A 21,697-nucleotide genomic window follows, 5' to 3' on the forward strand; every position below is an offset into this window, starting at 1 on the left:
TGGGCAGCCACTTCTCCCCCGGTTCTCATTGCCATCGGAAGGCAGCAAGGATGTCGAATTTCTCGGACTGGCAGGACCGGATGCTGCGAGCGGTCTGGCGGCACGGGGAGCAGCTCCCCGAGGAGGTACTGACGTGGATGGCCGAGCTGTACGACGAGCGCGGAGAAATCGCGGAATCGGAGTTCTGTGACTCCTGGACCGCGCGAACCTTCTCCATGGCGAGATCGGCCTTCGAGACGGTCACCAGGTCGGCGGAGCAAGACACCGGGAAAGCGGCCACCGGCGACGACTTCTGCTACATCGACTACGTGCGCGACCCGGACCTGGGACCGGTCGGCGTGGTCCACATCAAGTCGGCGGAGGTCTCCACACCCGATTCGGCAGAGGTTCTGGGCGCTGTGGCGGAAGGAGTGCAGGAATTCGTCATGAGCCACCATCGCGTGACCTGGCCCGTCTGCGGCGAGCACGACCGCGGTCTGCATGTGGGTTACACCCATGAGACCGCGGTCTGGAAATGCACGGGCGGAACCACGGGTGGTCACGTGGTGAGAGCGATTGATCCCGCCGTTCAGCCGTAGATCACTGCGGGCCCTTTCGCTGGGTCAGCCACCATTTCACCGTGATTTCGCGCTGTTCTCCGCGTGATCCGGTGCGGTTGTGGTTCTGCAGGTAGAGGCGACTGCGGTCGGGTAGAGGGCGGATGCGGATCAGCTCAGGGCTCGAACGAGCCCTGCGTGCTGGGCCTCCGAGGGCGTTTGACGCCGCTGCACGCCAGGAGCTCAGTCCCGGTGGCGTCGAAGTACAGGTTGAAGAACCAGAGCCGGTCTGCTGCGAGGATGGTCCCGGTACGCAGTTGCTCGCCGCGGTGCCGTGCGAGGATCTCAACGGTCTCGTCGAGGCCGATGGTCTCTTGCAGGCCGCGCTTCAACGACCGTCTCAACCTCGTTGCGGCGATACCGGCGACCATCCACTGGGGCACCTCGCTGTCCCAGACCTTTACCTCGGCGCCGGCGGCTATGGCCTCGCGTGCTGGCTTGCACGCGCTCGTCTGGTCGGTGAGCATCGCGGTGATGTCGGGGTGCCATGGGGGCTCGTCTTCGGTGGCCATGCGGTGACTGTAGAGACTGCCCTTCCTCACCGAGACAACGGCTGGCCCCAAAAGTTGAGGCATTGCCTTCGAGCGATCTTGGAGGGTGGATCACGGCGCTGTGATACGTCGTCATGAACCTTCCGATGCCGCCACTCAGAGGTGGCCGTCCAGGAAGCTCCCCACCTCGGCGGTGCTCATGGGCCCCGTGCCGTGCGCCACCACCTCTCCCTCCTTCAGCAGAACGCAGGACGGGGCGCCGGTGATCCCGTAGCGCTCGGTTGCGGCTGGACAACGCGTGATGTCGGCGCGGAGCACCGTCAGGCGGCCCGTGTACTCGTCGGCGATGCCGCCCACGACGAGGTCCATCATCCGGCAGGGCTCGATCGCCTTGGGCCATGTCCCGATGAAGTAGGCGAGGACCGGAACTCCGCTCATCCCGAGGATGAAATCGAACTCCGCGTCCTCACGGGGCCGGTGAACCGGCTTCGCCATGGAAGCTCCTGACATCACGTTCCGCCATTGCGCCCCCATCATCCCCTGCGCAGTGTGCCAGGCCGGCCCGGTCGGTCGTCCGGCTGACATGTCGGAAGGAAGGCACGGCGCCGTCATGGAACCACGGGGGTCCCCGGCGCGAGCGGCCCGGTCCTCCGCCCCTGGTGACCTGCCTGGCCGCCCCGCCAGTCTCCCAGCCGCAGCCCGCAGCCCGCCCGTGGATCAGCTCGTGCCAGGGCAGCGGCCTCCGCGATGACATGAAAGCCGTTTTCCAGGCCATAGCAGCTCAGATCACCGACCAGATGCGCGCCGAGCGCGTCCACGAGCGGGCCGGTGCACATCGTCCACCGGATCCGCTCGAGCCGTACCCGCCACCGCGCCTCTCAGAGACAGTGCCCCGACGGGCTTCCCGAGGCCATGCCTGTTCTTCGCATCACCCCCGGCCTCAGCTGGCCAGTTGCCGCCCTTCTCCGGGGCCGCATGAACCAGCGATGGCACGGAGAACGAGGCACGATTCCTGGACCGCTCGCGGACGCGGTCGTGGACGGTCGACATACGCGTCAGCTGCCCCGGAGACCCACCGCCAGCGTCAGTTCAAGGACCCGGTCCGGCGATGCGAGATCCGGAAACAGCTCCCGCAGCTGCGACATCCGGTACCGGACCGTCTGGGGGTGGACGAACAACTCGGCCGCCACCTCGTCCCGCCTGCCCTGGTGCAGCAGCCACGCCCGCAACGTCTCCTCCAGCCGCCGTGCGGTCGCGGGAGGCAAGGTCCGCAAGGGTGCGAGGGCTCGGGCACGCAGGTCTGCGAGCGCGTCCACGTCGGCGCTCAGCACCAGCTGGGGCAGGTGGTCCTCGGTGTCGCGAATGTCGGAGGACAGGGAGCGCGCGCGTGCGGCGCGTGCGTACGAGGCGGACGCGCGCGTCCATGGCCGGGCCGGGCCGACCACGGCGGTGCGGTCGGTCAGCTGCCGCAAGAGATGTGGTCGGTCGGCGTCGGGAACGAGCAGCACACCTGTGGCGTCCGGCAGATCATCGAGGACAAGGGTGCTCGGGTCGAGTGTGCGGTAGGCGGGCCGGGCCTGGGCAGCCGGCAGCAGGACCGCGGTGAGCGAACCGGGAGGCTGCCATCCGGCCCGTTGAGCGGAGACCAGCAGCACGTCCGGGCTCGCGCCGGCGAGGAGGTCGCGGGCCAGGTGCTCGAGGTGGCGCTCGTGTTCTCTGCCGCGGGCGGCCAGTTCGTCGGCGTGGCCCGCGGCGCTCGCGGCGGAGAGCTCGTCGATGTAGGCGAAGGTCAGCTCGGCGAACTTGGCGACCTCGGCGGCGGGCAAGCCTGCGGGTACGGCCCCCGCTGCCAGGCCTCGCCAGGCCACGCGGGCACCGACGCGGTAGGCGCTGAGCAGGGCGTCCATCGATCGGCCGTCGCGGACCTCGCCGCGGCCCAGCTCGTAGGCGGCGTCACCGCCGTCGCCGCCCGTGGCGTTCCCGCTCGCGAGGTCCAGGTAGTGCCCCAGGGCGGTGCGGACGGCTCGGCGGATGGTGGCGCCCATGTGGCCCGAGAGAGCGTTGGCGTAGGGCGGGACCTCGTCGATGATCGCCTGGACGACCTCGTCGGCGGTGGTCTTGAGTGCGGCCCGAAGTGCCGTGACCGTCGTCTCATCCAGGGCCAGTTCACTGGCCCTCCGGATCACATGGCTCACGTTTTGTTCCCTGCGAACAATTCAGCCGACCAGATTTACGTCCCGCGGTCAGGACTTTACACCCTGAGGCGCAGCAAGCTGGAGCCATGACGAGTACAGCCCTCCGCAGCAGGGCGTGGAAACTACTGGAGACGGTCACGACGCCGCTGCTGCCGTCTGACTACCTCGACCTGTTCAGCCCGCTGCGAGCGGGCGCTGACCTGCGGGGGCGCATCGAGGCCGTGCACCCCGAGACGGGTGACGCCGCGACCATCGTGATCAGACCAGGACGGGGCTGGCGCGGCCACACAGCCGGTCAGTACGTGCGGATCGGAGTCGACGTCGACGGGGTGCGCCTGTGGCGTGCCTACTCGATCACCTCACCGGCCAACCGCCAGGACGGCCGCTTCACGATCACCGTGAAGGCGATCCCGGACGGCAAAGTCAGCAACCATCTGGTCCGCGGGGCGACACCGGGCACGCTGATCCAGCTCGACCAGGCGACCGGTGACTTCGTACTGCCGCAGGCCAAGCCCCCCAAGGTGCTCTACCTGACGGCCGGCAGCGGCATCACGCCCGTCATGGGCATGCTGCGTGACACCGAATTCGACGACGTCGTCATGGTCCACTGCGCGCCACAGCCGCACGACGTGATCTTCCGCAAGGAGCTGCACGAGCTGGTCGCGGACAACAAGCTGCGGCTCACCGAGGTGCACACCGACACAGACGGCATGCTCGACATCGCCCGGCTCGACGAGCTCGTGCCCGACTGGGCCGAGCGCGAGACCTGGGCCTGCGGACCCACGGGCCTGCTCGACGCAGCCGAAGAGCACTGGACCGAGCACGGCGTCCAGGAACGCCTGCACACCGAACGCTTCCGCCCCAGCATCGTCGTCGCCGGCGACGGCGGCGAGGTCACGTTCAGCGCCACCGGCAAGACCGTCGACGCGGACGGCGCCACGCCGTTGCTGGACGTCGGCGAAGAGGCCGGCGTGCTCATGCCGTCCGGGTGCCGCATGGGCATCTGCTTCGGCTGCACCACGCCGCTCAAGGCGGGTGCCGTCCGCGACCTGCGCACCGGCGAGATCACCGAGGCCGAACCGGGCGTCCTCATCCAGACCTGCGTGTCCGCCGCCGCGGGCCCCTGCGACATCGAACGGTAGGAGCAGCTTGACCGCCATCGACCCCACCGCCCACCTGACCGCGGAGCAGATCGAGGAGCTCGGCCGCGAGCTGGACGCGATCCGCGACGAGGTGATCGCCAGCCGTGGCGAGAAAGACGCCGCCTACATCCGCAAGGTCATCTCGGCGCAGCGCAAGCTCGAGCTGGCCAGCAGGGGCGTGCTGCTGTTCTCGTTCTTCCCGCCCGCCTGGCTGATCGGCACAGCCGGGCTGTCCGTGGCCAAGATCATGGACAACATGGAGATCGGTCACAACATCCTGCACGGCCAGTGGGACTGGATGCGGGACCCGAAGATCCACTCCACCACCTGGGAATGGGATCACGTCTCGCCGTCCGACCAGTGGAAGCACTCGCACAACGAGCTGCACCACAAGTACACCAACGTGATCGGCAAGGACAACGACCTCGGCTACGGCATCATGCGCGTCGACGAGGACCAGAGGTGGCACCCGTTCCACCTCGGCCAGCCACTGTGGAACTTCATCAACGCGTGCTTCTTCGAGTACGGCATCGCAGCGTACGACCTGGAACTCGGCAAAAACCTGAGCAAGCGCCGCCGCAAGAACCCGGAGTTCCGAGCCCGGGCCAAGGCCGTGGGCCGCAAGATCCGCAAGCAGGTGCTCAAGGACTACGTGATCCACCCGCTGCTGTCGGGCCCCTCGTTCCTCCCCACGCTCGCCGCCACGTTCACCGCGAACCTCGTCCGCAACATCTGGTCCCACTCGGTGATCATGTGCGGCCACTTCCCCGAGGGCGTGCAGGTCTTCGAGCGCCGGTCGATCAAGGGCGAGACACGCGGCCAGTGGTACCTCCGCCAGATGATGGGCTCGGCGAACATCAGCGGAAGCAAGGCCATGCACTTCATGACCGGCAATCTCTCGCACCAGATCGAGCACCACCTGTTCCCGGACCTGCCGAGCAACCGGTACGCCGAGGTCGCGGTGAAGGTGCGCGCGCTGTTCGAGAAGTACGAGCTTGAGTACGTCACCGGGCCGCTGCCCATGCAGGTGTTCTCCGCATGGCGCAAGGTCTGCCGACTCTCACTGCCGAACAAGAAGCCCAAGGTCAAGGCGGAAGACCGCGAGCAGGAACTCGCGGCCTGATTCCCGATATCGGTTCAGATCTCTCGCCCGTACCGGCGGCACCGCCGGGTTCCGTTGCTGACGGTGGGCGGCCGCGAGAACTGACCGTACGACAGGGGAACGGGCAGCCCGGTGTCCGGTGCGCCAGGCGTGCCACATCGCTCGGATCTGGTACAAGTGCTCCTCCTGGTGGGCAAGGCCCACCTGTTCCAGGCGGGGCGCTTTGGTCCGGGCGCCCGATCAGATGCTGGTGGTCCCACCACCGCGCTGTTCGGCCCCGCATCACAGAGATGCGGGGCCCAACAGCGCAGCCGAGTACGCCGGTCCACACGCGATCACTCGTCGCCCACTGCCCCAACTCACCTTGCGCGCGGTCGGAGGAGTTGGCACGAGTAGTTCGGCGAGGCGGCGGTGGTCGGGAGGGTGTGGCGGTCCGGGGCAGACTCCCGCTTCTCTGAGCCGGCTAGATCCCGGCGTCGGGGACGGTCATTCGTTGCGGGGCTTGCCGAACTCCTCGATCAGCACGGGATACTGCTCTTTGCCGTGTCCGGCGGCGATCGCCCGGTCGGCCATAGTCTTGAGCAACTTCGGCAGTTCGGCGTTCACCCCCACTGCCTCGCTCTCCTGGATCAGGTGCTCCATCGCCCGTGCGTCGGTCTCCAGGGCGGATACCTCGGCGGGGAAGGAGCCGCTGTCGATCTGCTCGGCGTATCCAGGCAGCCATTCGGCCACACCGGCGGCGATCTGCCGCGCGAACGGTGCATACGTCGCGGCGTCGACGCCGGCCGTCCTGAGCATGGCCGTGCCCTGGAGCCAGGCGTTCAGGACGCTCCACATCATGGCCAGGCCGGCCACGTCGTACAGCGACGCAAGCCCATGGTCCGCCCCCAGGTAGGTGACGGTGCCGAGCGCGCCGAGTGCCGACTCGTGCGCCTCGAAGTCCGTCTGCGGCCCGCTGTGCAGAATCACCGCATCGGCGGTGCCGATGGCCGACGGGATGGCCATGACGGCGCCGTCCAGGTAGCGGGCACCACGCTGCTCGGCCCATCGAGCGGCTTCCCTGGCCTGGGCCGAGCTCCCCGAGGTCAGGTTGATCAACATCGTGCCGTCCAGCTCGACATCGTCCCCGCCGAGCAGCTCGTACAGGGCCGGGTAGTCGGTGACGCAGATGATCGTCAGCGAACCTGCCTTGAGCGCGTCGCCAATGGTCGGTGCCAGCCGTGCACCCCCGGCCACCAGTTGGTCAGCCTTGGAGGAAGTGCGATTCCACACGATGGTGGGATGCCCGGCTTTCAGGAACGCGTCGGCGAGTGCCTGGCCCATCAGGCCGAGTCCGATGATGGTCACGGGTGTTTCGGTGCTGTCGTTCATGACAGCATCGTCAACGTTGATACCGGTGTGAAGGTCAAGAGAGGTAGCGATGCGGATCGGGGAACTGAGTCGTCGGACGGGAGTCCACACTCATCAGCTGCGTTACTACGGCGCCCAGGGGCTGTTGGAGGCGGACCGTGGCGCGAACGGTTATCGTGAGTACGACGAGGATGCAGTACTGCGAGTGAAGCAGATCCGGCATCTGCTTGGTGCCGGTCTGTCTTCCGAGGACATCGCGTACGTGCTGCCATGTGCGCGCGGCGAGGCGCCGGAGCTGCCCGGATGTCCCGAGTTGCTGGCCGCGATGCGGTCACGGCTGCAGCGACTGAACGATCAGATGGCCACCCTCACCCAATCTCGCGATGCTCTTGCCATCTACATCGATGCGGCCGAGCGAACGGCCGGCGAGAACTACCCGCCCTTTGACGGTACCGACCTGGACCCCGTCCCCGTCTAAGGGGCCGTGGTGTTGTGCTTGGCCCGAACGTCGCCTTGACTGTGCCCACCGAAGATGCCGTGACCGGGCCGGTGATCTGTCGCATCAGGCAGCTGCACCGAAGCCGGAGGGAGCTGGTTCCTGCTCGCGGAGCCGCGTGAAGTCGACGTCCAGCTACGGATCGTACGCGTCGCGCTGTAGCGCTGTAGTTGCACCGCCGGGATCACACGGCCGACCTCACGGAACGCGGTCTAGGTGGAGTGCTGCGGACTGGCTCGAAGGCGCCCAGCTCGCCACCGCCCAGCTCACCCCTCCGGTCGCCGTCGCGGTCGCAGCCCCACGACGGGCAAGCCCGCCGAGCAGGTCAGCGTGGAGCGTAGTCGGGGAGACGGACCACTTCCGTGCGGGTGTTCTCCGGGGCGTTGGCTGCGAGCATGTCCAGCACCTCCTGACTGGGAGCGGGCATGAAGAACCGCTCCGCGCCTTCGCGCCCCACGGCCTGGTGCTCGGTGACGAAGGGCCGCATCACCTTCTCGTAGGCGATGAACGCCGCCATGTGGTCGCTGTCGGCCCGCGCCAGTTCGCCGGCCAGGACGTAGGCGCCGATCAGCGCCTGGGACGTGCCGCGTCCCGAGGTCGGGGCCCCGCAGGCCGATCCCGCTGCCGGGAACGCCGAAGCATGCGTCCTCCTGGGTGACGGATGCGGGCTTCAGCGGTGCGGGTCCACAGCACCAGGAAGACGTTCGTCGGAGTTCTCTCCGCCGCGTCGGCCGATCACATAAAGTGATCCCTCGTTCGCTACGCGTACGTGCGGAGGCAAGGGGGCGGCCGGGTGCTGGAGTTGCAGCTCCGCGTGGAAGACTTCGACGGGCCGAGGTCCTGGAGGTGGGTCCTCAGCCGGGAAGGTGAGTTCCTGGCCGATCACCAGGTGGTCATACCCGAACCCTGCTGGGAGTCCGATGCCTTGCAGGACTTGCACGGCCATTTGCAGTGGTCGGGCGTGCCGGACATCTCTGCCGACGGTGAGCGCGAGATCCTGACCCAGATCGGGCGTTGGGCGTACACGTACGGCCTCGGGGCCGTGGGGCAGGCGCTCATCGCCCAGTCGGTCCCGCTCACCGTACGGCTCATCACCTCGGCGCAGACACGTCACCTTGCCCTCTGGCCATGGGAGTTGGCCGTCGCCGACAACCGCACCCTCGCCTCACGAGACATCCGCTTCGTCGTCGATCTCGACCTCCAGACACCGGCGCGGACGCGGGCGGAAGCCGGACAGGCACTGCGGGTACTCGGCCTGTTCAGCCTTCCCGACGACACGAGCCCGCTCAACCTCCGCCGGGAGAGGGTCGCGCTGGTGAACCTCTTCCAGGAGGTGAGCGCCGTGCACAGGAAGGCGATCGACCTGCGGATCCTTCAGTACGGCGTGACACGAAAGCGGTTGAAGGACCACGTCAACGACGGACAAGGCTGGGACATCCTCCATGTCTCAGCCCATGGATCGACGACCGGCCTCCTGCTGGAACGGGAGGACGGTTCACCGGACCTGGTCACCAACGAGGAGCTGCGGATTCTCCTCGGCCCCCTGGCCACGCGGGTGAAGTTCGCCATGGTCTCCTCGTGCTCGTCGGGCGCCTCGGAATCCGACGCCTTCGCCGCGAGCGTGGACGAACTTCGCCCCGTCCACAGGAACACCGGCTCCCGGTCGGACCGGACATCACCGTCGCCCTCGCTGGCGGCGGCACTGGCCGCACAACTGGACTGCTGGGTGCTCGGCATGCGCTACCCCGTCGACGATCGGTTCGCGATCGAACTGTCCCACCGCGTCTACAACCGCCTGATCGGCGATGCCGCTCAATCACCGCCGCAGGCATTGGCCTTCGCCCTGTCGGAATGGCATGAGCAGTCGGGAAGGCTGACACTGGCGGAGATGACGCCGATCCTCTTCGGGCGTCAAGGCGCGGACCGGAAGCTGACTGTCCCGGCCCTCAACGGTCCGCCACTCGGCGCGGACCACTCCAGACAGCAGGCCTTCCTGCCCTCTCCGCCGGCGGAGTTCGTGGGTCGTGCCGGACTGCTGACCGCCGCGAGCACGGCACTCGCGCCCCGCAGCGGTGCGTCAGGAGTGATGCTCCACGGCATGCCGCGGGTCGGCAAGAGCGCTTGCGCACTCGAACTCGCGCACACCCACGCCGACAGGTTCGCGGCGGTCGTATGGCACGAGGTGCGTGACGACGAGCACGTAGGCACCGCCCTCCAACGCTTCGCCCGCGAGTTCCGGGAGCAGCTCGAGGATGCCGGCCTCACACCGATCGCCAACTTCGACGACCCGCGCACCCTGGACGACCCGGAACTGCTCGCCAGGTCCTTGCGCCTGCTGTCGATCTTCCTGACCAACAACCGCGTCCTCGTCGTACTGGACAATGCGACCCCTCTGCTCACCGAACAGGGGCGGTGGCGGGACCACCGATGGGGCGGACTCGTCGACGCGGTGACCGGCCACTCCGGTCTGTCCAGGCTGGTCATGACGACTTCGGGTGCCGTCCCCGGGCTGGACGACCGGGTGACGCGTCTGCCTGTCGTGCCGCTTTCGACCCGCGAAGCCGTGCTCCTGGCCAGGGCGCTGCCGGACATGTCGGCGCTCTTCCGCGCGGGATCGAGGTCCCGAGAGACCATTCGCAGCCTCCTTCGAGCGTGTGGGGGCCACCCAGGACTGCTGCTGGACGCTTCCCGCGACGTCCTCCTCGGCGCCGGCCCGCCAGGCGGCTTCCGTCACACCGAACTGAATGACGACCACCTCGCCATTACCCACTGGACCCGGACAGTGATCAGGCAGCTGCCGGAACCCGAGCAGTTGCTGGGGGCTCTGCTGTGCGACCTGGAGGAGAACGACCGCATCCCGTGGGTTCTCCGCGATGCCTGGCCGAAGTTGTGGCAGCACCTCGACCGGCCGGGCACCGCACCACCCTGGCAAAGCCTCGTGCGCAGTCTCGAGGCGCGGGCGCTGCTGACCGTCGAACGCGCAACGGAACAGAACACTTTCGAGGTCGAGGTTCCGCCCGTTCCGGGCTCCGCCGACAGCCCCGGAACCGCCTTCACCTTGACGGGTCAGGCCGCCGTAGAGATCTACCCCGGTCTCGTCATCGGTGTCCACGAGGAAGACGAGGGCGTTCTCTGCATCCGCATTCATCCCACCGTGGCAGAGGCCGTGCGCGCCATGGCCGAACCGGAGTTTCCACGGACCGTCTCCAAATGCCTCGCCGAACTCTGGATACGCATGATGAGTGCGCAAGCCCTCAACTACCCGGACCGCGAACTGACGATCATGGAGGCTGCGGCTGCTCGCCACGCCGTCCCGTACGCAGCGCGACAAGGCACCTGGAGTGAGGTCCACCAGCTCCTCGAAGTGCTCTTCTCCCGAGACGCGTCGCCGGAGACGGTACGCAGTGTGCTGCCTTGGCTGCGCCAGGCGGCCGAGGAAGCGAACGCCGCTCCTGTCCGTTCCTTCTGCCGGCAGTGGATCGCCCAGGTGTCAGGGGCTTCGCCCGCCCCGGCAGAAGACGACCACAACCCGTCCGGCACCCCGGAAGAGCCGACCCCGAGCACTCTACAGCCGCAGACGGCGTCCGAGACCTGGCTGGATGAGCTGCAGGAAGCCTACGAGCAGGGCGACTTCCACCGGGTGCTGGGCGATCTGACGCGCCTGCGCGGACAGTCGGTCCTGACGCCCACGGCCGGCAGCTCCCCCCGTGAGCGGCAGGTGCGGCGCTTGATCGAGTCCGCCCTCGAGATCGGCTTCCGTGCCGCGTTGGGCCTGCGCGAATGGCAGCGGGCGCTCGACCTCAACAACGACCTCCTCGACCTGCTGCGCCAGAGGATGGCGGTCAGAGCCGAATCCGTCCGCGTCGAATTCCACAGCCACGCCCCGCTGATGGCGCTGGGCCGCTTCGACGACGCCCGAGAGCTGCTTCTTCGGGTGCGCCGGGCAGCCGAACAAGGGGACGATCCGAAGCTGCTGGGGATGGTCATGGGTTCGCAGGCTGGTCTCGAGCACCTGCAAGGTCACGTCGAGGTGGCTGTCCGCCTGCAGCGAGAAGCCCTCCGCCACTCCACCGAAGCGGGTGATCTCCACGATCTCGCCATCGGTCACCTCAACCTGGGCAACTTCCACATCGCCGCCGAAGAGCCCTTGCAAGCGTTGTGCAATCACCTGATCGGAGCCGTCACCGAGTGCGTGCACGGCGGTGTCTCCACCTCCGATTCCGTGGCGGACCAGCTGGCCGAGAATCTGTACAGGGGACACGTCCTGGCCTGCCCGCTCGACTGGCCGGACGTGCACCGGGCCGCGTACGAGCACATCGGCATCCCCTTCGAACAGAGCCTTCCCGGCCTCGTCACCACAGAGGACCCCCGCTTGCCGCAGCGAACACTGGACGACCTCCTGCGGCGTGCCTGGCGTCGGCTCAATCTCCGCTTCGCCCCTCATCTCGCCGCCTGGGACCCAGTGTTGTCAGCGGTCGATGCCGCGATCGCCGGCGACGACACCGCCCGCCGACAGGCCCACCTCGCGCTGGACGACCTCCGAGAATTTCCGGAGTGGAGCCCGCTGGTCCGCATCATGCGTGGCGCGCTCGAGAACAGGGCCGACGTGCCCGACGACAACCTCGAACTCCTCCACCATGTGATCGTCTATCGGTTGCTCGACATGCCGATGACCGACGTCGGCATCCCGCCCGGGTTGTGGGTCCTCCAGTCGATACGGCACCTCCTCTCCAAGGTGGTGGCCGCCGCGAACGGCGACACGGAGGCGGCGGCCGAACTTCCCCAGGCCCTGGATGCGTTGGCGGCCCGCGGTGGCGGTGAGCTAGGCACACTCGCCGGGGCCCTGCGTCGGCTCGCCTTCGGAGATACGGTCGCGCAGGTGACGCCCGGGCTCGACTCCTTCATGGAGAGCGTCATCCGCTGGATCGACACCCACATCCACCCGACGGGCCCGCTCCCCAGGACAACGCCGAACTGACTTCAACCCCGAAGTCGTACGGCAGGCGGTCGACGGAGCCTGGGACGCGACGACACCGCAGCAGGTGCTCGACGCGCGGTACGCCGCGACGTGCGAAGCCCTGCGACGGGCGGGAATCCACGCGTTGCCCGGCCTGGACGAGGCGCTGGCCCTGACCCGCCGGGCCGCCGAGGCAGCTCGCGAACACGCGCAGGGCCGCCCCCTGTTCGCCGCTCACGCCGCACCGCCCTGACCGCAGGAGCCGATGCCGACCAGTTGGCCCTTTCCGCCTATGCCGCCCTGGGGAACGCCGACTGTGAGCGTCTCGCCGAACTCGCCCGCCCCTTCGGCCGCGCCGCCGTCGACGCCGGCCTTCTCAGTCTGGGCTGACCGGGCCCCCTTGCGAGGCCGCCAGACATAGGATGTTCACGTCCCGGGCACCAGGAAGGGAGCCAGCAGGAAACGAGCTGTACAAGCAGCGTCTTGGGCCCACTTGGCGCAGAACGCCCCGCGTGCCGCCGATCTTTGATGTCTGAATCTCTGCCATTCATGGGATGTTCCAGCCCGGACCGTGGTATCCATACGGGTGCGCTCGGGGGAGCCGACTTGCTGCCCCGCTGATTCAGCCATCACCTGATCCGGCAATCACTCGCAGAAGAGGACGCTGCATGAGAAGGCCTTGGATTCTGACCCTGATCACACTGGTCGCCGTCGCGTTAGGGGTGACGACGGCAGGCGTGGCCCCTGCCTCCGCCGCCTCCACCACCCCCTTGCGGGTCATGCCGCTGGGCGACTCGATCACCTGGGGTGTGGGCAGCAGTACGGGCAACGGCTATCGGGGCCCGTTGTGGGACAAGCTCGCAGCGGACGGCCATCCGCTGGACTTCGTCGGCACGTTGCGGGGCGGTTCGATGTCCGACCCCGACAACCAGGGCCACTCCGGATACCGCATCGACCAGATCGCCGCACTCGCCGACGCCTCGCTGACCCGCTACAGGCCCAACGTCGTGACGCTGCACATCGGCACCAACGACCTCCAAGGGGCCTCCGAGGTCAACACCGCCGTCGCCCGGCTGAGGTCCCTGGTCAACCAGATCACCGCCGCCGTCCCCGACGCAACCGTTCTCGTCGCCTCCCTGGTCGTGTCCACCAGTGCCTCGGAGGAGCGCTTCCGGGGCGCGTACAACCAGGCCACCCGCCAAATCGTCGGCGACGCACAGGCCTCGGGCAAACACGTGGCATACGTCGACATGAGCGGCCTGACCACGGCCGACCTGGCCGACCCCCTGCATCCCAACGACGCGGGCTACCAGAAGATGGCCGACGCCTTCCACCGCGGCGTTCGGTCCGCGGACAGCGCCGGTTGGCTGCGGAACCCCGCCCCCACGCCCGCACCCGTGCAGTCCGGCATCGTCGGCAAGTGCATGGACGTGAGCGGCGCCGGCACCGCCGACGGGACCGCCGTCCAGACCTGGGGCTGCAGCGGCAGTGCCAACCAGCTCTGGTCCGCCTACACCGACGGCACCTTGCGCTCCATGGGCAAGTGCCTCGACGCCGCCGGCTGGGGCACCACCAACGGCACCAAGGTGCAGCTCTGGGCCTGCCACGGCGGCGCCAACCAGGTCTGGCAGCCCTACAACGGCGGCTACCGCAACCCCGCCTCCGGCCGCTGCCTGGACGTTCCGGGCTCCTCCACGGCCGACGGCACACAGCTCCAGCTGTGGGACTGCCACGGCGGCTCCAACCAGAGGTGGACTGCTCTGACCGCCGGATGACCGGGGCGGCCGGTGCCGTCGAGCGCCTCGGCCCACGGCCGGCTGAGGTTCCTGCACACCGACTCGCGCCGTGAACTCCTCGCCGACAAGACCCCGTACACCCACCATGCCGGTCCCCGCGTCCATGCGGTAGGCGGGAGCAACCCCAGCCGACGTGCGGCTGGGGTTCCTCGAGCCGGGGATCGGGCAGGTCAGCGCTACAGGGTGAGCAGGCCGGGCCGGTACGGCAGCTGTATGTAGGGGGTGTTCGGCGGGATGTTGGGCGACAGGCCCTGGTAGAGGAACTGCAGGTTGCAGGGGTCGATGGTCATGGTCTGGTCGGGGTTGACACGCACCAGGTCACCGTGGCTGATGTCGTTGGTCCAGGTGGCACCGCTGTTCGCCTTGCCCGCGAAGGGGTTGGACTCGGTGGCGGCCTGCGGAGTCCACGGACCGTTCAGGCTGGAGGCGGTGAACGAGCGGAAGAAGCGCTGCTCGGTCGCACCCCGGGCCTCGACGATCATGAGGTACTGGTTCTGGCCCTGGACCTTGTAGACCTCCGGCGCCTCGAACAGGTTCTTCACCGTGTCACTCATGACCGTCGTGTACGACGAGCCGAAGCTGGCCGGGAAGTTCCCGATCGGCATGGCCGACTTGTAGATGTTGCCGTTGTCACCGGCGAAGAACAGGTACATGTTCTGATCGTCGGCGATCAGGGTCGGGTCGATCGGGCCGCCGGTCGGCAGGCTGCCGGTGAACAGCGGCTGCGGCGCGGACCAGCCGTTGGGGTTGGTGGGATCGCTCGACGTGCGGTAGACGAAGGGCCAGTTGGTGCCCCACCCGTTCGAGGCCAGCACCCAGATGTTCTTGGGCGCGAAGTAGAACAGTTTGGGCGCCACCGCGGACTGGCTCATGCCGGTCTGGGTGGCCGTCGCCATGTCCGACCAGTTCGTGAACGAGCTGAACCCCATCGATTTCCATGACGATCCGTCAGAGGCGGTCGCATAGACCAGGTGTTTGCCGTTGTACGTCACGGTGGTGAAGTCCTTCAGCGAGGCCCACCCGTTCGCCGGCTGCGCCAGGGGGCCCGTCGAGGTCCACCGGTACGTCGACGGAAGAGCGCACGTGCCGCCCGGCGGCGCGGACAGGCCGGTCCACTTCTGGTTGCTGCCGCCGTTGCAGTTCCAGAGCTGCACCGCCGTGCCGTTGGCCGTGGCGCCGCCGCTGACGTCCAGGCACAGCCCGGACTCCACGCCGACGACCGTGCCGTCGGCGTTCACCCGCCACTGCTGGTTCGCACCGCCAGAGCACGTCCAGATCTGCACCCGGGTCCCGGCGGTCGTGGCGTGTCCCGGAACATCCAGGCACTTGTTGCCGTACACGGTCAGCTGGTTGCTGTCCGTCAACGTCCACTGCTGGTTGGTCCCGCCGTGGCAGTCCCAGATCTGCAGGTTCGCACCGTCGGTCTGGCTGGCGCCCGGCACATCGAGACACCGGCCGGAACCGACCCCACGCAAAGCGCCACTGGTGGCCGCCTGAGCCGGGTTGGCGACGAGTGTCGCCGCTGAGGCGACCAGGGCCGCGAGCGCCATGGACAGATGTCTGCGGCTGAAGATACGTCGGTGCATGGAATCCCCATTCCTTGAGCAAGCGTTTCCGGTCGGCGGTGGGTGGGTTCCGCCACGGGACGACAGTCGGACGGACAGGCCGGGCACGACGGTGAAGGTCGCGCTCTGTCGGCGTCGGGTCAGCTCGTCACGCGGAAAGTGGCGTCGCCGCGCCCCGTCGCGGTGGTGATCGGGTCGAGGCGGAGTTGGTAGGCGTAGTGGCGGATGTAGCGGTCGGGGTGGTTGTACGACTGGAAGGACGACCAGTTCGAGTCGGCGAGGCCGGCGACCTGGCGGAAGGTGGCGTCGGCGGCGAACTGGGTGGTGCCGTCGTTGTGGGCGAGCTGGAGGTCGTAGCCGGAGTGGCGCAGGAAGTGGCCGGGGTAGTTGACCGACTCGAAGGACACGGTGCCGGAGCCCGCCAGGCCGGGCCGCAGCCGGAACTGGGCGTCGGGGCCGGTGATGTTCTGGTCGATGCGCACGTCGAAGTCGGCGTGCCGCACGTACCGGTCCTGGAAGTTGTACGACTGGAGCCGCCTGGCCGGGGTGTCGGCCCAGCGGGCGAGCACGCGGCTCTCCTCGGCGGCCGTGAGGTTCAGGATCGAGCCGTGGCGCTTCTTGGTGCCGCCCATGTTGTAGCTTCCCGACGCCGGGAGCCGGTAGGTGCCGGCGGCGGACGGGTCGGTCGTGGTGACCGGCAGGTAGCCGCGGTTCGAGGCGTACTGGTCGAGGTAGAGGGTCCACTGGTCGCGGTCCCGGAACTTCATCCACATCGGGCCCTCGACCTGGGAACCGGTCAGGCCGATGCCGGAGAGGTTGCCGAGGTGGGTCCAGGTGCCGAGGATCGAGTTGCTGCCTTCGAGGGTGATCTGGCCGTCGCCGGAGGCCCGTACGTAGCGGTGGCTGCCGACGCCGGCCGGCAGCTCGACGATCTGCGTGTCGATGATCTCCTGGGTGCCGGGACGTTCGATGTAGAGCTGCGGGGTGGTGATGGTGCGGAAGTCGCTGGTGCGCGCGTAGTAGATGCGGTGCTTCTTCACGCCGTTGACGGGCTTGTTCGTCGCCCAGTACAGGACGTAGTCGTTGGTCTGCGGGTTCCAGATCGCCTCCGGCGCCCACGCGTTGCGCCCGTCGGGGATCGCGCCGGCGACGTCGAGCAGCCACGGCTGCGACCAGGTGACCAGGTCCGTGGACTCCCACACCACGAGGTTGCGGCTGCCGTCGTTGATGGCCTGGTCCCAGTTCTGTCCGCAGCCGATGCACAGGTCGGTCGCGATGATCCAGTACCGGCTCCCGTCGGGAGAGCGCACCAGTGCGGGGTCGCGCACCCCGCGCGTGCCCACCGTGGAACGCAGGGTCATCCCGCCGCCGTTGAGGTCTCTCCAGTTCAGGCCGTCCGTGCTGTGCGAGAAGTAGATCTGCTGACCGGTCGCCCCCTCACCGATGAAGTGCGCCATCAGGTAGCCCGGGTCGGCAGCGGCCGCCTGGTCCGGTGTGGTCAGGGCTTGACCGGTGAAGAGGAGGCACGCGGCGAGCAATATCGCCGACAGCCGGGCGCGAAGCGCGGACATGCACATCTCCTGTCGTTCTGCCGTGTGGGGACGGCGGGGCCGGGCGATGCGGTTGGGTGATCTGAGCGCGGGTGGGCGCGGCGCAGCAGACGGTCGGTGGTTTCTCGGAGACAGCTGTTGCGCCCGGCCGCGTTCGCTCCCGGTGGTCGGCCGGGGCAGCCTGCGCAGCCAACTCGCCGTCCCACCAGTCGAGTTGGGCGATATATCGAACAGCGTTCGTAAGATCGGGCAGACAATAGGTGGGCGAAACAGGGTGCGTCAATACATCCGACCTGACCGGGCTCGGGCGCCGAAACCTCCACCTCCGCCGCCTTCGAGACCCCGGACCGCTTTTTGTGACAGAAGCGTTGACCCGGGTAGGCGCAGGATCTATGTTCTGGCCGAGTTTACGAACGGCGTTCGAAATATCGGCAGCAGAGGGAGCACTCCGTGAGACCAGCGCTCACCCGTCGAACGGTCCTCGGCATGATCACCGGCTCGGCCGCCGCCACCTTCACGGGCGTCTCGACCGGCACCGCCCACGCCGCCGTGCCCGCCTCCCCCGGTGTCACGTACACGAACACCATCGCCGAGCAGCGGGCCGACCCGCACATCTACAAACACACCGACGGCTTCTACTACTTCACCGCCACGGTCCCGGCGTACGACCGGATCGTGCTGCGCCGGGCCACCACGATCCAGGGGCTCACGTCGGCCCCGGAGACGACCATCTGGACGAGGCACGCCGGCGGTGCGATGGGCGCCCACATCTGGGCTCCGGAAATCCACTTCATCGACGGCACGTGGTACATCTACTTCGCCGCCGGCGACGCGAACGACATCTGGCGGATCCGGCCGTACGTCCTGCAGTGCACGGCCGCGAACCCGATCACGGGTGCCTGGACGGAGAAGGGCCGTATCGCACTGCCGCTGGACACCTTCTCCCTGGACGCGACGACCTTCGCCGTCAACGGCACCCGCTACCTCTCCTGGGCGCAGCACGACCCGGCCGTCGGCCGCGGCACCAACCTCTACATAGCGCGGATGTCCAGCCCGTGGTCCATCACCGGCACACCGGTCATGATCAGCCGCCCGACCGCCTCGTGGGAGACCGCCGGAGGCGAGACGGTCAACGAGGGCCCGGCCGTGATCCAGCGGGGCGGCAAGGTTTTCATGACCTTCTCGGCCGGCGCCACCGACGCCAACTACTGCATGGGCCTGCTGACCGCGTCCGCCTCGGCCGACCTGCTGAGCGCGTCGTCATGGGCGAAGACCGCGAGCCCGGTCTTCGCCAGCAACGTCGCCACCAGCCAGTACGGCCCCGGGCACAACCAGTTCACGGTCTCCGAGGACGGCACGTCGGACATCCTCGTCTACCACGACCGCGGTTACAGGGACATCAGCGGTGCCCCGCTCAACGACCCCAACCGCCGCACCCGCGTCCAGAAGATCTACTGGACGGCCGACGGCACACCCGACTTCGGCATCCCGGTCGCCGACGGCCTCACCCCGATCCGGCTCTCCTCGTACAACTTCCCCGACCGGTTCGTCCGGCACTGGGCGTACCGCGCCAGGATCGAGCCGAACGTCTCCCCGCTGGCCGACTCGCAGTTCCGCGTCGTATCCGGTCTCACCGGCAGCGGCACCGTCTCCCTGGAGTCGGCGAACCTCCCCGGCTACTTCCTGCGCCACAAGAACCACGAGGTGTGGGTGGAGAAGAACGACGGAACGTCGCTGTTCGCCGGTGACGCCTCCTTCACCGCCAGGGCCGGCCTCGCGGACTCCGCCGGCGTCTCGTACGAGTCGTACAACCTCCCGGGCCGCTACATCCGCCACTACGACTACCTGCTGCGGGTCCAGGCTCTCAGCACGGCGACCGACCGGGCCGACGCCACCTTCTCCACCCAGTGAGCCACCACTGCCGCCCCTTACCCCTCGGGCGGCTTCGACGGACTCTCGTCACGAAAGGTGCAAGATGTCTTCCCCCATCAGCAGACGGCACCTCCTGCAAGCAGCCGGGGCCACCGCCGCCGTCTCTGCCACCGCTTCCCTCATCGGCGGTTCTCCCGCCCACGCGGCCGTCCCGCCCGCGAGGGCCGACATCGGGGTCTTGGCGCACCCCTTCGACCTCGGCCAGGTCCGGCTCACCACGAGCCGGTGGCTGGACAACCAGGACCGTACGCGGAACTACCTGCGGTTCGTCGATGTCGACCGGCTGCTGTACAACTTCCGCGCCAACCACCGGCTGTCCACCAACGGCGCGGCCGCCAACGGCGGTTGGGACGCGCCGGACTTCCCCTTCCGCACCCACGTCCAAGGGCACTTCCTCACGGCATGGGCACAGCTGTACGCGGTGACCGGGGACACCACCTGCCGGGACAAGGCGACCTACATGGTCGCGGAGCTGGCCACATGCCAGGCCAACAACAACGCCGCCGGTTTCAACGCCGGGTACCTCTCCGGCTACCCCGAGTCCGACTTCACCGCTCTCGAACAGCGGACCCTGAGCAATGGCAACGTGCCGTACTACACCATCCACAAGACCCTCGCCGGCCTGCTGGACGTATGGCGCCACATCGGCAGCACACAAGCCCGGGACGTGCTGCTCGCTCTGGCGGGATGGGTCGACTGGCGCACCGGCCGGCTGAGCGCCCAGCAGATGCAGGCCATGCTGGGAACCGAGTTCGGCGGTATGAACGCCGTGCTGACCGATCTCTACCAGCAGACCGGCGACGCGCGGTGGCTCGCCGTCGCCCGGCGGTTCGACCACGCCGCGGTGTTCGACCCGCTGGCCTCCAACCAGGACCAGCTCAGCGGACTGCACGCCAACACCCAGGTGCCCAAGTGGATCGGGGCCGCCCGGGAGTACAAGGCCACCGGCACCACCCGCTACCGGGACATCGCCGCCAACGCATGGAACTTCTGCGTCAACAACCACACCTATGCCATCGGCGGCAACAGCCAGGCAGAGCATTTTCGCGCTCCGAACGCCATCGCCGGCTACCTGAACCAGGACACCTGCGAAAGCTGCAACACCTTCAACATGCTCAGCCTCACCAGGGAGTTGTTCGCGCTCGACCCGAACCGGGCCGAGCTGTTCGACTACTACGAGCGGGCGTGGCTGAACCAGATGATCGGCCAGCAGAATCCGGCCGACAGCCACGGACACGTCACCTACTTCACCCCGCTCAACCCGGGAGGCCGACGCGGTGTGGGCCCGGCGTGGGGCGGCGGCACCTGGAGCACCGACTACGGCACCTTCTGGTGCTGCCAGGGCACGGGCCTGGAGATGCACACCAGGCTGATGGACTCCATCTACTTCCGCAGCGACAACACGCTGATCGTGAACCTGTTCGTGCCCTCGGTGCTCAACTGGTCACAGCGCGGAATCACAGTCACCCAGACCACGACGTACCCCGTCAGCGACACCACCACCTTGCAGGTCACCGGCAACGTCAGCGGAACCTGGGCCATGCGCATCCGCATCCCGAGCTGGACCACCGGGGCAACCATCAGCGTCAACGGCGTCAGGCAGAACATCGCCACCGACCCCGGCAGCTACGCCACCCTGAGCCGCTCGTGGGCCTCCGGCGACACGGTCACCGTCCGCCTGCCCATGCGGGTCATCATGCGAGCGGCCAACGACAACGCGAACGTCTCCGCGATCACCTACGGCCCGGTGGTCCTGTCCGGCAACTACGGCGACTCCTCGCTCAGCTCCCTCCCGTCGCTGAACACGTCCTCGATCACACGGACCAGCAGCAGTTCGCTCGCCTTCACCGCCACCGCCAACGGCTCCACCGTCAACCTGGGCCCGTTCCACGACGCGCACGGCCACCACTACACCGTCTACTGGAACACCGGCAGCACCGGCACCGTCCGCCTCGCCAACGCGGGCAGCGGTCTCGTGCTGGGCATCCAGGACATGTCCACGGCCGACGGTGGCCGCGCTCTGCAGTGGACCGACTCGGGCACCGCCGACCACAACTGGCAGATGATCACCGACGGAAACGCGTTCCGCTTCCGCAACGCCCACAGCGGCAAGGTGCTCGGCGTCCAGGACATGGCCACCACCGACGGCGCGACGGTCCTGCAGTGGGCGGACAACGGCACCGCCGACCACCGATGGACGCTGCTCGACCAGGGAGACGGGACCTACAAGATCCGCAACGTGCACAGCGGCAAGCTGCTCGCCATCGCGAACAACTCCACCGCTGTCGGGGCGTTCGCGGTCCAGGACTCGGACAACGGCACTGCCGACAACCGCTGGCGCATCCTGAGGAACTAGGGCCTGTCGTTTGGATCAGGTCGGCTGAAAGGGACTGCACTTCTTGGCCGGGTCGAGCGGGGTCTGGTGCGTGCAGCTGCAAGGCGGAGGAGGGCGTCGACGCGATGGGGGTCCCCCCGCTCGAGCGAAGCCGAGAGTGGGGGAGTCGGCAACCGACGACAACGCCGCA

Annotated in this window: 15 protein-coding genes and 1 pseudogene; 9 read left to right on the plus strand and 7 right to left on the minus strand. The window is 68.1% G+C overall.

All coding sequences use genetic code 11. The features are described from left to right. Positions 1 to 137 precede the first annotated feature (137 nt). The gene (locus ACIQ6Y_RS19515) at positions 138 to 578 is read left to right on the plus strand and encodes a hypothetical protein (RefSeq protein ID WP_404040252.1); all 441 of its coding nucleotides are present in this window, start codon (positions 138 to 140) and stop codon (positions 576 to 578) included. A gap of 134 nt (positions 579 to 712) precedes the next feature. Here ACIQ6Y_RS19515 and ACIQ6Y_RS19520 read toward each other — a convergent pair whose 3' ends face one another. The 3 genes from ACIQ6Y_RS19520 to ACIQ6Y_RS19530 form a co-directional block, all read right to left on the minus strand. Continuing rightward, complete coding sequence (locus tag ACIQ6Y_RS19520; RefSeq protein ID WP_404040254.1) at positions 713 to 1,108, minus strand: hypothetical protein; 396 nt, start codon at positions 1,106 to 1,108, stop codon at positions 713 to 715. Positions 1,109 to 1,243: 135 nt separating this feature from the next. Beyond that, complete coding sequence (locus ACIQ6Y_RS19525; protein ID WP_404040257.1) at positions 1,244 to 1,582, minus strand: thioredoxin family protein; 339 nt, start codon at positions 1,580 to 1,582, stop codon at positions 1,244 to 1,246. Between the two features lie 560 nt (positions 1,583 to 2,142). Beyond that, the gene (locus ACIQ6Y_RS19530) at positions 2,143 to 3,282 is read right to left on the minus strand and encodes a helix-turn-helix domain-containing protein (protein ID WP_404040260.1); all 1,140 of its coding nucleotides are present in this window, start codon (positions 3,280 to 3,282) and stop codon (positions 2,143 to 2,145) included. A gap of 86 nt (positions 3,283 to 3,368) precedes the next feature. Here ACIQ6Y_RS19530 and ACIQ6Y_RS19535 point away from each other — a divergent pair, with 86 nt between their 5' ends. Together ACIQ6Y_RS19535 and ACIQ6Y_RS19540 are read left to right on the plus strand one after the other, a co-directional pair. Continuing rightward, on the plus strand, positions 3,369 to 4,424 hold the full coding sequence (locus ACIQ6Y_RS19535) for a ferredoxin reductase (protein ID WP_404040263.1): 1,056 nt from the start codon (positions 3,369 to 3,371) through the stop codon (positions 4,422 to 4,424). A 7-nt stretch (positions 4,425 to 4,431) separates the two neighbouring features. Then, positions 4,432 to 5,547 carry a fatty acid desaturase family protein gene (locus tag ACIQ6Y_RS19540; RefSeq protein WP_404040266.1) on the plus strand — a complete coding sequence of 372 codons (1,116 nt, stop codon included), beginning with the start codon at positions 4,432 to 4,434 and terminating at the stop codon, positions 5,545 to 5,547. A 465-nt stretch (positions 5,548 to 6,012) separates the two neighbouring features. On the opposite strand, the gene ACIQ6Y_RS19545 is transcribed toward ACIQ6Y_RS19540, so the two are convergent. Continuing rightward, on the minus strand, positions 6,013 to 6,897 hold the full coding sequence (locus tag ACIQ6Y_RS19545) for an NAD(P)-dependent oxidoreductase (RefSeq protein ID WP_404040268.1): 885 nt from the start codon (positions 6,895 to 6,897) through the stop codon (positions 6,013 to 6,015). 49 nt (positions 6,898 to 6,946) lie between these two features. Between ACIQ6Y_RS19545 and ACIQ6Y_RS19550 the strand changes: the two genes are divergently transcribed. Continuing rightward, a complete protein-coding gene (locus ACIQ6Y_RS19550; RefSeq protein ID WP_404040271.1) occupies positions 6,947 to 7,354 on the plus strand; it encodes a MerR family transcriptional regulator in 408 nt (135 codons plus the stop codon). A 343-nt stretch (positions 7,355 to 7,697) separates the two neighbouring features. On the opposite strand, the gene ACIQ6Y_RS19555 is transcribed toward ACIQ6Y_RS19550, so the two are convergent. After that, positions 7,698 to 7,889: a hypothetical protein gene (locus ACIQ6Y_RS19555; RefSeq protein WP_404040274.1), complete on the minus strand. Its 192-nt coding sequence runs from the start codon at positions 7,887 to 7,889 to the stop codon at positions 7,698 to 7,700. A gap of 276 nt (positions 7,890 to 8,165) precedes the next feature. Between ACIQ6Y_RS19555 and ACIQ6Y_RS19560 the strand changes: the two genes are divergently transcribed. From ACIQ6Y_RS19560 to ACIQ6Y_RS19570, 3 genes and pseudogenes are all read left to right on the plus strand, one after another. Beyond that, positions 8,166 to 12,350 (plus strand): CHAT domain-containing protein, encoded by a 4,185-nt coding sequence (locus ACIQ6Y_RS19560; protein WP_404040277.1) that lies wholly within the window; start codon positions 8,166 to 8,168, stop codon positions 12,348 to 12,350. Positions 12,351 to 12,411: 61 nt separating this feature from the next. Next, positions 12,412 to 12,582, plus strand: a pseudogene (locus ACIQ6Y_RS19565) (hypothetical protein); the annotation flags it as partial. 415 nt (positions 12,583 to 12,997) lie between these two features. Further along, on the plus strand, positions 12,998 to 14,104 hold the full coding sequence (locus ACIQ6Y_RS19570; RefSeq protein WP_404040279.1) for a ricin-type beta-trefoil lectin domain protein: 1,107 nt from the start codon (positions 12,998 to 13,000) through the stop codon (positions 14,102 to 14,104). A gap of 197 nt (positions 14,105 to 14,301) precedes the next feature. Here ACIQ6Y_RS19570 and ACIQ6Y_RS19575 read toward each other — a convergent pair whose 3' ends face one another. Next, positions 14,302 to 15,711: a non-reducing end alpha-L-arabinofuranosidase family hydrolase gene (locus ACIQ6Y_RS19575; protein WP_404040282.1), complete on the minus strand. Its 1,410-nt coding sequence runs from the start codon at positions 15,709 to 15,711 to the stop codon at positions 14,302 to 14,304. Between the two features lie 119 nt (positions 15,712 to 15,830). Beyond that, complete coding sequence (locus tag ACIQ6Y_RS19580; protein WP_404040285.1) at positions 15,831 to 17,261, minus strand: glycoside hydrolase family 43 protein; 1,431 nt, start codon at positions 17,259 to 17,261, stop codon at positions 15,831 to 15,833. A gap of 465 nt (positions 17,262 to 17,726) precedes the next feature. Here ACIQ6Y_RS19580 and ACIQ6Y_RS19585 point away from each other — a divergent pair, with 465 nt between their 5' ends. Further along, positions 17,727 to 19,151: a family 43 glycosylhydrolase gene (locus ACIQ6Y_RS19585; RefSeq protein WP_404041519.1), complete on the plus strand. Its 1,425-nt coding sequence runs from the start codon at positions 17,727 to 17,729 to the stop codon at positions 19,149 to 19,151. A gap of 64 nt (positions 19,152 to 19,215) precedes the next feature. Continuing rightward, a complete protein-coding gene (locus ACIQ6Y_RS19590; protein ID WP_404040288.1) occupies positions 19,216 to 21,528 on the plus strand; it encodes a beta-L-arabinofuranosidase domain-containing protein in 2,313 nt (770 codons plus the stop codon). Positions 21,529 to 21,697 lie beyond the last annotated feature (169 nt).

It is taken from the genome of Streptomyces sp. NPDC096205, assembly GCF_044763135.1.
GTDB lineage: Bacteria > Actinomycetota > Actinomycetes > Streptomycetales > Streptomycetaceae > Streptomyces.